Origin of the sequence: Jidongwangia harbinensis (assembly GCF_020216025.1) — a bacterium.
GTDB classification, from domain to species: Bacteria; Actinomycetota; Actinomycetes; order Mycobacteriales; family Micromonosporaceae; genus Actinoplanes; species Actinoplanes harbinensis.
Window position 1 is genome coordinate 81,420 of record NZ_JAIWNC010000010.1, and the last position, 14,828, is coordinate 96,247.

General features: G+C 74.2%; 9 protein-coding genes. 6 read left to right on the forward strand and 3 right to left on the reverse strand.

Going from position 1 to position 14,828, the window contains the following annotated elements; all coding sequences use genetic code 11:
• Nucleotides 1–86: 86 nt before the first annotated feature.
• Nucleotides 87–929: an ABC transporter ATP-binding protein gene (locus LDL48_RS15270; RefSeq protein WP_225255772.1), complete on the reverse strand. Its 843-nt coding sequence runs from the start codon at nucleotides 927–929 to the stop codon at nucleotides 87–89.
• A complete protein-coding gene (locus LDL48_RS15275) occupies nucleotides 926–3,397 on the reverse strand; it encodes an alpha/beta hydrolase family protein (protein WP_225255773.1) in 2,472 nt (823 codons plus the stop codon). Before LDL48_RS15275 ends, LDL48_RS15270 begins: the two co-directional genes overlap by 4 nt.
• 143 nt (nucleotides 3,398–3,540) lie before the next feature.
• Here LDL48_RS15275 and LDL48_RS15280 point away from each other — a divergent pair, with 143 nt between their 5' ends.
• Entirely contained in the window at nucleotides 3,541–4,920 is a 1,380-nt protein-coding gene (locus tag LDL48_RS15280; RefSeq protein WP_225255774.1) for a TrpB-like pyridoxal phosphate-dependent enzyme, read from the forward strand.
• 136 nt (nucleotides 4,921–5,056) lie between these two features.
• On the opposite strand, the gene LDL48_RS15285 is transcribed toward LDL48_RS15280, so the two are convergent.
• Complete coding sequence (locus LDL48_RS15285; protein ID WP_443667674.1) at nucleotides 5,057–6,037, reverse strand: pectate lyase family protein; 981 nt, start codon at nucleotides 6,035–6,037, stop codon at nucleotides 5,057–5,059.
• A 971-nt stretch (nucleotides 6,038–7,008) separates the two neighbouring features.
• Between LDL48_RS15285 and LDL48_RS15290 the strand changes: the two genes are divergently transcribed.
• The 5 genes from LDL48_RS15290 (at nucleotide 7,009) to LDL48_RS15310 (ending at nucleotide 14,827) form a co-directional block, all read left to right on the forward strand.
• Nucleotides 7,009–8,331 (forward strand): PA0049 family protein, encoded by a 1,323-nt coding sequence (locus tag LDL48_RS15290; protein WP_225255776.1) that lies wholly within the window; start codon nucleotides 7,009–7,011, stop codon nucleotides 8,329–8,331.
• Between the two features lie 86 nt (nucleotides 8,332–8,417).
• Nucleotides 8,418–10,040 (forward strand): non-homologous end-joining DNA ligase LigD, encoded by a 1,623-nt coding sequence (locus tag LDL48_RS15295; RefSeq protein WP_225255777.1) that lies wholly within the window; start codon nucleotides 8,418–8,420, stop codon nucleotides 10,038–10,040.
• Between the two features lie 22 nt (nucleotides 10,041–10,062).
• The gene (locus LDL48_RS15300) at nucleotides 10,063–10,674 is read left to right on the forward strand and encodes a DUF1349 domain-containing protein (protein ID WP_225255778.1); all 612 of its coding nucleotides are present in this window, start codon (nucleotides 10,063–10,065) and stop codon (nucleotides 10,672–10,674) included.
• Between the two features lie 97 nt (nucleotides 10,675–10,771).
• Entirely contained in the window at nucleotides 10,772–11,353 is a 582-nt protein-coding gene (locus tag LDL48_RS15305; RefSeq protein WP_225255779.1) for a hypothetical protein, read from the forward strand.
• Between the two features lie 159 nt (nucleotides 11,354–11,512).
• A complete protein-coding gene (locus LDL48_RS15310) occupies nucleotides 11,513–14,827 on the forward strand; it encodes a serine hydrolase (protein WP_225255780.1) in 3,315 nt (1,104 codons plus the stop codon).
• Nucleotide 14,828 lies beyond the last annotated feature (1 nt).

Genomic DNA, 14,828 nt, shown 5'->3' on the forward strand with positions numbered 1-14,828 from the left:
GGTGATGCCGGGCGGACCCGCGGTGCTCCTCGCGGTCGCCGGGGAGATCGCCCCGGCGGGCCCGCGCGGGATCCGCTGGGTGCCGGTCAGGCCGCGGGTTCGCTGCCGCCGGGCACCAGCGTCACCTCGCCGTCGACGTGCTCCACGGTGAACAGGGTGCCGGGCGGGTAGCTGCCCAGGACGTCGGGCGGCAGCTGGACGGTGCCGTCGCCGGCCACCACGGCGAAGTCGCGGCCGTCCCGGCCCTCGGCGCCGACCCGGCCGTCCCGGATGGTGACGGCCCGCCCGAGGCGGGCGCCGACGTGGTCGTCGTGGGTGACCACCACGATGGTGGTGTGGTGCTCGGCGTTGACCGTGTCGAGCGCGTCCAGCACCTCGTCCCGGCCGTGCGTGTCCAGCCGGCTGGTCGGCTCGTCCACCAGCAGCAGGCCGGGACCGGCGGCGATGCCGACGGCCAGCGCCGCCCGCTGGCGTCCGCCCGGGGTCAGGTCGGCCAGCAGCGCGCGTCCCTGGCCGGGCAGGCCGACCAGGTCGAGAATCCGGTCCGGGTGGTCCAGCGTCTTGCCGCGGGTGTGCGCGGCGCGGCGCTGGGCGAGCGCGATGTTGCGGTGCAGCGTGGTGTACGGGAGCAGGTTGCGGGCGGCGCCCTGCAGGACCACGCCGATGTCGGTGCCGCGCAGCCGGCTGATCTCGGTGTCGGTCAGCTTGGTCATGTCGTGGGTGCCGATGCTGATCAGGCCCGCCGAGGGACGCATCAGCCCGGCGAGCAGCGCGATCAGCGTGGACTTGCCGGAACCGGACGGGCCGACCAGGGCCAGCGTCTCGCCCGGAGCGATGGACAGGTCGACGCCGGCGAGGGCGACCACGTCCCCCGCCTCGGCGCGGTAGATGTGCACGACGCGCCGGCATGCCACGGCCAAACCGTTCATGACCGGCATGGTGTCACGTCGGCGCCGCCCGTGGGCACCACCGGACCGGAGTCGCGCCCGGCGGCCTCGGTCCGCAGCTGCAGGACGGCCTCGCCGAGCTGCCGCCCGTACGCCGCGGACCGGGGGTAGTCGCTGTGCCGGCGGATCGGCGGATCGAGCACCTCGCCGCCGGTCGGGGCCAGCCGGTCCGGGTCGTCCACCCGTACGTCGATCCCGTCCGGCGTGCCGATCGCCCAGCCCAGCTGGTCGGTGGGCCGGTACAGGCTGCGCCAGCGCGCGGCCGCCGAGTCACCGGTCAGCACGGTCTTCACCCGGACGCGGGCGTCCGCGCCGAAGCACGCCGGGAAGAGGCGGCCGTACAGCCGGGTGAGCTGGGTGCCGAAGGTCAGCAGGTAGACGTCCCGGCGCCGGTCCGCGGGCATCTGCAACACGGCCGCGACGGCCAGCACCGCGCCCTGGCTGTGCCCGGCCAGCACGATCGAGCGGTCGGTGTGGCAGATCCGGGTGAGCAGCTGCGGCACGGCGCGCTCGCCGTAGCAGGGTGGCGCGAACGGGTGCGCGCCGCGCGGCCAGAACGTGGCCAGGTCCCAGATCATGCCGAGCGTGCGGCGCGGTTCGGCGGACCGGTAGGCGAGCCCGATCAGCCCGGCCAGCCCCACCAGCAGCAGACCGGCGAGCACACTCCCGGCGTCGGTCAGCCACTTGACCACCGGGATGCCGGGCGTGCCGGGCCAGGCGTCGGCCAGCAGGCCCTGCGGGGGCAGACCGGTGGCGGAGCCGGCCACCCCGACGGCGGCGTACCCGAGCACCGCCGCGCCCAGCAGCCCGAGCAGCCCGACCGCGTCCCGGCCGACGAACTCGTGGGTGGCCACCGCGGCCGCCACGTCCCGGGCCCGGCGCCGCTCGTGCGGGCTCAGCCGGGGGTCCGACAACGACGGCGCCGCCCGCGCCTCCCGGCGGCGCCGGCGCAGCAGCCACGCCGCCCGCGCCGCGACCAGCGCCACCGGTACCCCGAAGGCGACCAGGCCGGTGGCGCACCAGAGCAGCGCGGGCGACATGCCGACCCGGCTCACGCTGCTGGTCACGGTGGCGCCGCCGTTGAGCCAGTCCGCCACCCAGAACAGCACCGCCGCCGAGTACAGCGTCCCGGTCGCCCAGCCGGCACCGGCGAACAGGGCGACGGACCGGCCGCCCCAGATCGGGCTGGAGTGCGTCTCGTCGCGGGCCCGGCGGCCCGCGACCGCCACCGCCGCGGCGCCCAGGGCCAGCCCGGCGACCACCCGGAACAGCGTCTGCCGGGACCAGTCCGTGGTCACGCCGGAGACCGCCAGGGCGAGCCCGCCGAGCGCCGCCGCACCGATCACGGCCGTCCGCCAGCGGGCCGAGACCAGCGCGCCGAGCAGCAGGATCAGGACGAACTGCCCGACGAACAGCCACTGACCCACCGGGCCGAACCCGGGCAGCGGCTCCGGCGGGCCGCCCGCCGGGACCAGCGGCACCGTGGGCCGCGCCGGAACCAGCAGGAACACCAGCGCGGCCAGCAGCGCCCCGACCGCGCACCACAGCGCGGCGCCCCGCCACCTGTGGCCACCGGACGTGGCGGCGCGGTCCCGGACGCCCGGCGTCAGCAGCGACACCAGCACCAGCGCGAACGCGGCCAGCGCGCCGGCGGCGGCCGCCACACCGAACGCGCCGGCCACCGCGCCGGGCTGGGCGGCACCCGGGCGGCCGTCCACCAGCAGACCGGCCAGCGCGGCCACGCCCGCCACCGACGCCAGCGCCGCCGCCGCGTGCACCACGGTGAGATGCCGGACCTGCTCCTCACCGCTCCAGAAGTACGGCTCCTCCAACGGCGTGCCGGCGTCCCGGGGCGGCGCCGAGGTCGGGATCTCCGCCTCGTACACGAACGAGCGCCGGGCCAGCACCCACAGACCGGCCAGCACCAGGACCGGCGCCAGCATGCCCACCGCGACCGGCCGCAGCCCCGCCGACCAGAACGTGCCCTCGGTCAGGAACCCGGTGCCCGGCACGGTCCGCGGGCAGCCGTCCCGGCACTGCCAGCCCACCTGGTCCATGCCGGCCCCCGCGGCGGCCAGCACCAGCGTCACGGTCAGCGTCACGGCCAGCACCCGGACTCCGAACGCGGCCGCCTCGGACCGGCGCGAGCGGGAGATCTCCGGACGGGCCCAGAGCGCGACGTTGACGAACGCGAACGGCAGCAGCAGCGCCCAACCGGCACGCTGCAGATCCTTCCGGGTCCGGTGGCCGGAGGTGAGCTGACCCCAGCTGTACGCCTCGGTCACCAGTCCGGCCCGGTCGTCGTCCGCGCAGCGCCGGTAGAAGCCGGTCTGCTCGTCGCCCGCGCACCGGCGTACCGGCGGGGCGTCGCCGAGCCAGCGTTCCCGCAACATCGACTCCGGCGGGGTGTTGGACACCCCGTGCACGCGAATCTCCAGCACCTCTCGCATCCGCCCATGCTGCGGCACCGGCCCGGCACGCGGAGCGACCGGGTGCCGGATCCGGCCGTCCGTCGCCCACGGCTGCACGTTTCCCCCGCGCAACGGGGGTGAATTGCCGCCGGCGCCGGTCCGCAATGGCCGATGATCGGACGATGACCCAGGAAGCGGACCACGCCGCCACCAAGATCCTGCTGTCCGAAGCGGAGATGCCGCGCCGCTGGTACAACATCATCCCGGACCTGCCCAGCCCGCCCCCGCCGGTGCTGCACCCCGGGACGCGGCAGCCGGTCGGCCCGGACGACCTCGCCCCGCTGTTCCCGATGGCGCTGATCGAGCAGGAGGTGACCACCGAACGGTACGTTCCCATCCCCGACGAGGTGCTGGACGTGTACCGGCTGTGGCGCCCGTCGCCGCTGTTCCGCGCCCGCCGGCTGGAACGCCTGCTCGGCACGCCGGCCCGGATCTACTACAAGTACGAGGGCGTCTCGCCGGCCGGCTCGCACAAGCCCAACACGGCGGTGCCGCAGGCGTTCTACAACGCGGCGGCCGGTATCCGGCGGCTGACCACCGAGACCGGCGCCGGACAGTGGGGCACCGCGCTCGCGTTCGCCAGCGCGCAGTTCGGACTGGAGTGCGAGGTCTGGCAGGTCCGGGCGTCCTACGATCAGAAGCCGTACCGGAAAATCATGATCGAGACGTTCGGCGGCACCATCCACCCGTCACCGTCCGACCGCACCGAGGCCGGCCGCCGGGTGCTCGCCGCCGACCCGGACTCGCCGGGGTCGCTGGGCATCGCGATCAGCGAGGCGGTCGAGGTGGCGGTGCAGCACGCCGACACCAACTACGCGCTGGGCAGCGTGCTCAACCACGTCCTGCTGCACCAGACCGTGATCGGCGAGGAGGCGCTCGCCCAGCTCGCCAAGGTGGACGCCCGGCCGGACGTGATCGTCGGCTGCACCGGCGGCGGCTCCAACTTCGCCGGGCTGGCGTTCCCGTTCCTGCGCGAGAAGCTGGCCGGCCGGATGGACCCGGTGATCCGCGCGGTCGAGCCGACCGCCTGCCCGTCGCTGACCAAGGGCGTGTACGCGTACGACTTCGGCGACACCGCCGGAATGACCCCGCTGATGAAGATGCACACGCTGGGCCACGACTTCATCCCCGATCCGATCCACGCCGGCGGCCTGCGCTACCACGGCATGTCCCCGTTGCTCTCGCACGTGTACGAGCTGGGCCTGATCGAGGCGGTGGCCAAGACGCAGCGGGAGTGCTTCGAGGCGGGGGTGACGTTCGCGCGTACCGAAGGCATCATCCCGGCCCCGGAGCCGACCCACGCGCTGGCCGCCTGCATCTCCGAGGCGTTGCGCTGCAAGGAGACCGGCGAGCCGAAGGTCATCCTCACCGCGCTCTGCGGCCACGGCCACCTGGACCTGCCCGCGTACGGGCGCTTCCTGGCCGGCGACATGGTCGACCACGCCCTGTCCGACGACGCGGTTGCGGCGGCCATGGCCGCCCTCCCGTCCGTGCCGGCCTGACCCGCCCGCCGCGGTCGGCGGGGTCGACGTGGTGGCGGGGGGGTGGCCGGGGGGCACCCCCGCCCGGGGGGGGGGGGGGGGGGGGGGGGGGGGGGGGGGGGGCCGGGGGGGCACCCCCGCGCCGTGGGGGTGGGGGTCAGAGCGAGATGCGGCCGGCGCCGGCGTTCGCGGTCACGACGGACTTGACGTTCGCGGCGGCGTCAGGGGTGTACGAGTAGGGGATCGAGGCGACGCTGCCACCGGTCTGCCCGGAGCCCGAGTTCACCAGCTGGTTGTTGCGCGCCACCAGGCTGCCCGGGCCGGAGTCGCCTTCGCCCAGGTGGAACGGGTCTTCGACATTCTCGAACGAGTTCGCCTCGACGAGTACGCCGGCGCCCTCGGTGGAGGCCACGCCGTACCCGCTGTTGTTGAAGTAGTAGTTGTTGTAGACGTGCACCGGGTTACCGAACCGGACTCGCGGGTGCCGCTGCGTCGACGCGTCGAACCAGTTGTGGTGGTACGTGACCCGCAAATGTCCGCGGTCCTGGCTCGCATTGTCGTCGCTGTGGCCCAGCAGCATTGACTTGTCGTGGCCGAACACCCGGTTCCAGGAAACCGTGATGAAGTCCGACCCGCGCTTGATGTCGACCGCGCCGTCCTTGCCGCCGGTGAAGGAATTGTGATCGACCCAGATGTTGGTCGCCGATTCCTGCACGTTGATGGCGTCGTCGTTCCAGCCGCGGAACGTGATGTTGCGGATGATGACGTTACGGTCGCCGTTGACGTTCAGGCCGCAGCCGGAGATGGTGGCGCCCGCGTTCCCGATGATGGTCTTGTCGGACCGCACCCGCAGCATGCCGGAGCAGCTGATGGTGCCGGATACCCGGATGACCGCCGGCGCGGTCGCGCCGACCGCCGAGGTCAGCGCGGACGCACTGGTCACCGTGGTGGCAGCGGCGTTGCCACCGCCGGTGGTGCCGCCGTTCTGGGTGGCCCAGCCGACGAGGTCGAGGACCCCGAAGGTCTGCGGCGGCGCGGCGGTCCCGCCGTGGGCGACCCCGACGACACCGACGGCGAGCAGGACGGGGACGGCGGCGGCGGAGGCGTACTTCACGACCTTTTGAATACGGCCAGACATTACTGTGTGCTCCTTTGCGGTAGCGGGAAGTTGCAATTTCGCGGAGCGGCATGGTCGATTGGCGGACCGGCTCGGCCCGCGTGCGCCCGGTATCGACTCGCGTCGTCCGCGAACTGCGGATCTGTCGATGGATCGACGGCTTCGGTCGACCCTCGTTGGAACGGCTCCCGACCACAGAGAAACATAGGTGTCGATTGATGGGAAGGCATTGACGTTTGCAGGTTTTTTGCATTCCTCGAGCGTTTGTGAAGAGCCGAACCTCATCGTTGACAGTCGATGAAGCCGTGCGTACCCTGCCCAGGAAAGCGCTTACCTCGGGAGGCAGGCTCGGGGGAGGGTTCGGGTGGTGCGGCGCATGGGGCTCGCGGGTGCGAGCGCGCCATGTGTCCTGCGCGCGCGGCTCGGGACGACGGGGTGTGTTGCGCTGCGGTGCGGTGCGAGCCGTAGGTCTGCACGCGCGGGTTGGGGCGACCGGGTGTGTTGCGCTGCGGTGCGGTGCGAGCCGTAGGTCTGCACGCGCGGGTTGGGGCGACGGGGTGTGTTGCGCTGCGGTGCGGTGCGAGCCGTAGGTCTGCACGCGCGGGTGGGGACGGCGGGCCGTGTCGAGGTGCGGCGCTACCCGAGCCGTTCCTCCACACACGCCCGGGGGCGGGAGTCGGCGGGGCGGCACGCCCGTCACGGGTTTGGGTGCCGCACGGAGACACGACGAGGAAGTGGTGGTGCCGGCGCCCGGTCCGCGACCCTCCGGCCGGCCGCCTCAGTGGTACACCACAGCGGTTATCCGGCGCTCATGACGACGTTGGTGTACCACTGGAGCGCTCCACTGGTACACCAACGTCCCCACCGCAACACCGGCCGCCGCCGCTCGGCGTGCGGAACTGGATCTGTCGGGTGGGCGTGCGGGCGGTGCGCCGGGAGGCTCCGGACCGCTATCGTCATGGTTCGATGCTCTTCGTGCCGGAGGTAGCCGCATGACCGCTCCGTTGCGCACCGCAGCGCGCCTCCTCACCGCCGCCGCGGTCGCCGTCCTTCTCGCCGCCGCGCCGGGCGCCGCCCTGGCCCGGACCGGCGCGCCGACCAACTGCTTCGACCGCGCCGCCCCGGTCACCTATGAGGAGGGTCGCATCGAGACCCCGGCCCTGCCGGGCGGACAACGGGTGCCGTATGCGCTGGTGGAGGCGGGCGGGTTCAACACGTACGTGGAGCGGCTCGCCGCCGACCTGTGCCGCGCCAAGTCCACATCGGCCGCCGAGCAGCTGGCCCGGTTGCGTGGCGCGGTGCTCTGGCAGACCGCGGTGGAACGCGCGCAGGGCACGCGCTGGATGGGCACGATCGAGAGGTACGACGACCGGCCGCTGTACTGGGCCCGGCTGATGGGCACCCGGGACCTGCGCCAGTGGCGGCCGGCCTTCCCGGTGTCCGACGAGGTGCGCGCCACGCTGGTGCGGGCGTTCGAGTACGCGGCCCGCGGGGTGTTCTCCACCGACTTCCCCGGGCGCACCGCCGTCACCCGGGTCCTGGTCAGCGGCTTCGACCCGTACCAGTTGAACAACGAGATCCGCCGGTCCAACCCGTCCGGCGCGTCCGTGCTGCAGTTGGACGGCACGCAGTACCGGGTCGGCAACCGGCTGGTCCGGATCGAGGCGGTGGCGCTGCCGGTCACCTGGAGCGGGTTCGACGCGGGCATCGTCGAGGAGGCGTTCGGGCCGCATCTGCTTCCGGAGTCGCCGCAGCGCGCCGACCTGATCATGACGATCAGCCAGGGACTGCGCGGCACCATGAACATCGAGCAGTGGGCCGGCGCGTGGCGGGGCGGCGGCCTGGACAACAACAACGAGGGCGAGGCGGAACTCGTGCCGCCGGCGGCGGGGTGGCCGCAACCCCAGCCGCAGCCCGAGTTCATCGAGACCACGCTGCCGGCCGCCCAGATGATCGCGGCCGGGACCACGCCGTGGCCGGTCCGGCTGAACCCGCAGCTGTGCGAGTGGGCCGCCGGGGACCGGCCGGACCCGGCCGGGATCAGTTGCCACAGCCGGGGCCCGACGCCCGGTTCGCAGGCGCATTCCGGTGGTGGTGGCGACTATCTGTCGAACGAGAGCATGTACCGCTCCAACCGGCTGCGGCTGGCGCTCGGCGCGACCGACGTCGCCGGCGGGCACCTGCACATCTCCGCGCTGGTGTACCCGTCCGACCCGTTGATCGTCCTGGACCAGGCGTTCGCGGCCGACCGGGCCCAGACGATCGAGCAGACCATGGCGCTGGTCCGGGCGGCAGGCGCCGCGGCCGCCGGATAGCGCCACCGGGCGAACGTCACGAAGCGGGAGCGGCACGCGGCGCGGTCCGGGCGGTAGCACCGCGCGCCGGTGGGTATTACCTGGCCGTGCCCACACGCCGCGCCGCACCGGAGCCGTCGGACCGGCTGACGACGTACCGGCGGAAACGCGACTTCGCCCGCACCCCGGAACCCGCGGGACGGGTGGCGGCGGCCGCCGTCGGTGCGCGGCGGTTCGTGGTGCAGCGGCACCGGGCCACCCGCCTGCACTACGACTTCCGCCTGGAGATCGACGGGGTGCTGGTGAGCTGGGCGGTGCCGAAGGGCCCGACCCTGGACCCGGGGGTGCGGCGTGCCGCGTTCCACGTCGAGGACCATCCGCTGGAGTACTTCGACTTCGAGGGCGTGATCCCGGCCGGCCAGTACGGCGGCGGCGACGTCGTGGTCTGGGACGTCGGCACCTGGGAGCCGCACGCTCACCGGCGCGGCGCGGACGCCGATCCGCGGCAGGCGGTGGCCGACGGGGAGCTGCACTTCGACCTGCACGGCGAGAAGTTGCGCGGGCGGTTCGCGCTGGTCCGGACGCACGCCGGCCGGTCCGGCAGGGACGGCTGGCTGCTGATGCACAAGCGCGACGAGTACGCCGAGACGGGCTGGGACGCCGAGGACCGGCCGTGGTCGGTGCTGACCGGGCGTACCAACGACGAGGTCAAGGCGGACCCCGACCGGCTGTGGCGGTCCGGTGTGCCGGCCGCCCGGGCCGCGGTCGTGCTCCGGGCGCCGCCCGTCACCGCGGCGGAACTGGCCGCGCTGGACGACCTTCCGGCGGCCGGGACGTGGCCGGTGTTCGGGCGCCGGGTGCGGGTCACGAACCTCGACAAGGTGTTGTTCCCGCCGCGGCCGGGGGAGGACCCGGTCACCAAGCGGGACCTGCTGCGCTACACCGCGCAGATCGCCCCGACGCTGCTGCCGTACCTGAGCCGGCGGGCGCTGAACCTGCACCGGTTCCCGAACGGCGCGCAGACCAAGGGTTTCTGGCACAAGGAGTTGCCGGGGCACGCGCCGGAGTGGGTGCCGCGCTGGGACAACCCGGACGCCGACCCGGGGGAGACGCGCACCTATCTGGTGGTCGACGAGCCGGCCGCGCTGGTGTGGGCGGCCAACTTCGGCGCCCTGGAATGGCATCCGTGGACGTCGCGGGTGGACGCGCCGGACCGTCCCACGTACGCACTCATCGATCTTGACCCGGGTGGCACCACCTCCTGGGACGATCTGCTGGTGCTGGCCCGCCTGCACCGCACCGCCTTCCAGCATCTGGGGGTGACCGCCCGGCCGAAGGTGACCGGCCGGCGGGGCATCCAGATCTGGGTGCCGATCGCCGCGGGCCCGAGCTTCGACGAGACCCGGGCGTGGGTGGAACGGCTGTCCCGGACGGTCGGTGCGGTGGTGCCCGAGTTGATCAGCTGGAAGTGGCAGCGCACCGACCGGGACGGCCTGGCCCGTCTGGACTACACCCAGAACGCGATCAACAAGACGCTGGTGGCGCCGTACAGTCCGCGCCCGGCGCCGGGTGCCCCGGTGTCCGCGCCGATCGACTGGGACGAGTTGGACGACCCGGCGCTGCGGCCGGACGGGTTCACCATCCGTACCGTGGTGTCCAGATTGGCCGAGCGCGGCGACCTGTTCCGCGACGTGCTCGACCACCCGCAGCACCTACCCCCGCTGAGCTGATCGTGGCGGTACGGTTTCGCGCATGCCCCGTACCCATGAGATTGACGCGCTGCCGTTCGTCCTGACCGCGGACGGTCCCGAGGTCGCCTGGCATTACCGGGACGGCACGCTCGCCGCCGAGGCGCCGCCCCGCAGCGACCTGTTCGTCGACCCGGCCACCGACGGCGAACGCCCGGACGCACCCCGCCTGCTGGGCAGCGTCACCGGCGACTTCCAGCTGTCCGCGACGGTCACCGTCGGCTTCGCCAGCGCCTTCGACGCCGGCGTGCTGACCGTGTACGTCGACGAGGCGAACTGGGTGAAGCTGTGCTTCGAGTTCACCCCGCAGGGGCGGCCCAGCGTGGTCACCGTGGTCACCAACGGCGTCTCCGACGACGCGAACGCGTTCGAGCTGGACGAGAACACGGTGCGCCTGCGCCTGTCCCGGGTGGGCCGCACGTTCGCCTGCCATGCGTCCACCGACGGCACCTGGTGGCGGCTGGTCCGGTACTTCACGCTGGTGGCGCTTCCGGTGGACGCGCCGGCCCGGGTGGGTTTCCTGGTGCAGTCGCCGACCGGGCCCGGCTGCCCGGTGTCGTTCAGCGATCTGGCGTTCGTGCCGTCGCCGCCGTCCGACCTCCGGGACGGCAGCTGACCGGCTGTCGGCTGTTTGTCAGTGGCCGCACCGAACCGATCCCGGCGGTGGCGTGACGAACCAGGTGAGTAACTCCTACCGAACAAGGAGAACCACCATGCACCGTCCGTCCATCCGTCATCTCGTCACCGCCGGTCTGCTCGCCCTCGCCGTGGTCGCCACCGCGGCCGGGCCGGCGACCGCATCTCCGGCCGCCACCCGCGGCGGCCCGTCCGGCGTCGTCCTGGACGGGCCGGCGGGCACGGTCCTCAGCGTCGAGGGCGCCGGCCCGTACCGGATCGGCGCCCGGCAGGAGGTGCTGGCGGCGGCCGGTCTCCTCGACTGGGTCGCGCCGCAGCCCGGCTGCGACGTCGTGCACGCCGGCGCGACCGGCGACTGGGCCGGCGTGATCCTGCTGGCGTTCCGCAATGGACGCCTGGTCGAGGTGGGCACCGCGACCACGCCGCCCACCTCGCCGGCCGGTGCCTCGGTCGGGATGTCCTGGAGCCAGCTGGAGGACATCTACGGCAGCCGGGGCGACCTGGTCCACAACCCCGCGGGCGAGCAGGGGTACGCGGTGCGGATCGGTTCCCGGGTCGAGCTGTACACCGGGCACCCGATCCGGGCCGGTGTCGGCTACTTCCAGGTGGGGCCGGCCAACTTCGTGCTGCGGAACTTCGTACGCGGACCGGCCTGCTGATCCGACATCGGATGCGCCCGTGCTCCGGGGCCGGGCGCATCCGCCTGCCGGCCCGCCCCTGAGCCTCGGGCGGCGCGTTGTCGGATCCGACGAACCGGGCGACGGTTCCCGGTGCCGGCGACCAAAGACACGCCGCAGGGGTACGGGCACGCTGTCCCCATGCGCATCGAGGATCTGCTGACGATCGCGGTGCCGGAACAGCCGGCGCTCGCCCCGGACAGCACCGCGATCGCGTACGTGCTGCGTACCGCGGATCCCGGCGCCGACCGCACCGCGCGCGGCATCTGGCGGGTCGGCACCCACCGCGGCGAGCCGCACCGGCTGACCCGCGGGCCCGGCGACACCCACCCGGCCTGGTCCCCGGACGGCGACCGCCTCGCGTTCCTGCGTACCCCGGCCGGCGGCCCGGCGCAGCTGTGGATGCTGCCGTCCGCGGGCGGCGAGCCGGATCAGCTCACCGCGCTGCCGCTCGGCGCCGGGCCGGCGGCGTGGAGCCCGGACGGCACCCGGATCGCGTTCACCGCGCCGGTGGACCTGCTCGGCGACCCGGCCACCGCGCCGGTGGCCACCGCCCGCCTGGACTACCGGTCCGACGGGACCGGTCTGCACCGCGGGAGACGTAGGCACGTGCACGTGCTGGACGTCGCGACCGGACGGTGCCGGCGGGTTACCGACGGCGACTGGCACGCCGGGGAACCGGCCTGGTCGCCGGACTCCGCCTGGCTGGCCTTCCCGGCCGCCACCGCACCGGACGCCGACGTCCGGTACCGCGCGCCGGTGTACGTCCTCGACGTCACCGACGACACCGCGGCGCCGGCGGTCGCGGGACTCGCCGACGGGGTGGGCGGACCGCTGGCCTGGCCGGCCGGGGACGACGCGCTGCTGGTCGTGGGCCATGCCGGTGCGCCGGTCGGGCACGCCGCTCTGCTGCGCGTGCCGCTCGACGGCGGGCCGGTCACCGACCTGACCGCCGGGCTGGACCGCAACGTGATGCCGGGCGGACCGGCGTACCCGGGTGCCCGGCCGCAGCTCGCCGACCAGGGCCGCACCGTGCTGTTCTGCGTCCGCGACCGCGGCTGCACCCACCTGTACGCGGTCCCGGCGGCCGGCGGCACGCCCCGTCCGGTCCTGACCGGCGACGGCCGGGTGGTGTCCGGCCTGTCCGTGGCCGGCGACACCGCCGCGACCGTGCTGGCCACCCCGGACTCCTACGGCGAGGTGGTCGCCGTGGACCTGGCCACCGGCGCCGCGACGGTCCGGTCCGGGCACGACCCGGGCGGGGCGGCGCGGTTCCGGCGTACCCCCCGCGACTTTCCCGTCTCCGACGGCGCGGTGGTGCCGGGCTGGGTGATCCGTGACCCGGCCGCCACCGGCGCCCAGCCGCTGTTGCTGGACATCCACGGCGGCCCGCACAACGCCTGGCACGGCGCGGCCGACGACGTGCACCTCTACCAGCAGGAGCTGGCCGCCCGGGGCTGGACCGTGCTGCTGCTCAACCCGCGCGGCAGCGACGGCTACGGGGAGGCGTCCTTCACCGCCACGGCGGGCGCCTGGGGCGAGGCGGATGCCCGGGACCTCCTGGAACCGGTCGACCGGCTGGTCGCCGACGGGCTCGCCGACCCGGACCGGCTCGCGGTCACCGGCTACAGCTACGGCGGCTACCTGACCTGCTACCTGACCAGCCGGGACGACCGGTTCGCGGCGGCCGTGGCGGGCGGCGTGGTCGCCGACCTGACCAGCTTCACCGGCACCTCGGACGAGGGGCACAACCTGGCCGGGTACGAGCTGGGCGGCCACCCGTGGACCCACCCGGACCGGTACGCGGCGATGTCCCCGCTCACCGCCGTGGACCGGGTCCGCACGCCGACGCTGATCGTGCAGGGCGACGCCGACCTGACCTGCCCGGTGGGACAGGCCCAGCAGTGGCACGCCGCGCTGCGGGCCCGGCACGTACCCACCGAACTCGTCCTCTATCCCGGCGGGGACCACCTGACGGTGATCGACGGACCGCCGTCGCACCGCCTGGACTGGAACCGGCGGGTGGCCGGGTGGGTGCAGCGGTACGCCGGCGACGCCACCGGCCCGCGCCCGCGCCCGCTCGACGCCGCGCACTGGCAGCGCCGGCTCGCCGCCCTGGCGGCCCGGCACCGGGTGCCCGGCGCCGCGCTCGGCGTCCTGCGGCTGCACCCGGGCGCGGACGACGAGCGGATCGAGGTCGCCCACGGCGTCCTGAACACCGTCACCGGCGTGGCCGCCACCGCCGACTCGCTGTTCCAGATCGGCTCGCAGACCAAGGTGTGGACCACCACGCTGGTCCGGCAACTCGTCGAGGAGGGCCGCCTCGACCTGGACGCGCCGCTCCTGGAGGTGCTGCCCGAGCTGCGCCTGGCGGACGACGACGCCACCCGGCGGGTCACCATGTGGCACCTGCTCACCCACACCAGCGGACTCGACGGCGACGTCTTCACCGACACCGGCCGCGGCGACGACGCGCTGGAGCGGTACGTGGCCGGGCTCGCCGAGGCCGGGCAGAACCACCCCCTCGGCGCCACCTGGTCCTACTGCAACTGCGGCTTCGTGCTGGCCGGCCGGGTGATCGAGAAGCTCACCGGCGGCACCTGGGACGAGGCGGTCCGGACCCGCCTGGTACGACCGCTCGGCCTGCGGCACACCGTCACGTTGCCGGAGGAGGCGCTGCTGCACCGGGTCGCGGTGGGGCACGTGCCCGGACCGGACGGGCAACCGGTCCGGGCGCCGGTCGCCATGCTGCCGCGCTCGATCGGACCGGCCGGCCTGATCGCGTCGACGGTCGGCGACGTCCTGACCTTCGCCCGGCCGCACCTGGCCGGCGGGCTGGCCGCGGACGGCACCCGGATCCTCGGCGCGGACGGCGTGGCCGAGATGGCGGCCCGGCAGGTCGACCTGCCGGAGCCGGACACGCTCGGGGACTCGTGGGGGCTCGGCTGGAACCGCCGACGCTGGGGCGGGCACCGGCTCATCGGGCACGACGGCACCACCATCGGGCAGTCCGCGTACCTGTGGCTGCTGCCCGCCGCCGGGCTCGCGGTCACCCTGCTCGCCAACGGCGAGAACACCCGGGACCTGTACCACGACCTGTACCGCGAGGTCTTCGCGGAGGTCGCCGGGGTGACCATGCCGGCACCGCTGGCGCCGCCCGCCGACCCGGTACCGGTGGACGCCACCGCGCACCTGGGCCGGTACGAACGCGCCGGCCACCGGATCGACGTCACCGACGACGTGGGCGGGCTGCGGCTGCGGCTGGAGGTCACCGGTCCGCTCGCCGAGCTGGCCCCGGAGAAGGTCCGCACGATGGCCCTGACCCCGGTGGCGGAGAACCGGTTCGTGGTACGCCTGCCGCACAGCCGTACCTGGGTCCCGGTGCTGTTCCTCACCCTGCCCGGCGGCGCGAAATACCTGCGTTTCGGTGCCCGGGTCACGCCTAAGGTGGCCTGAC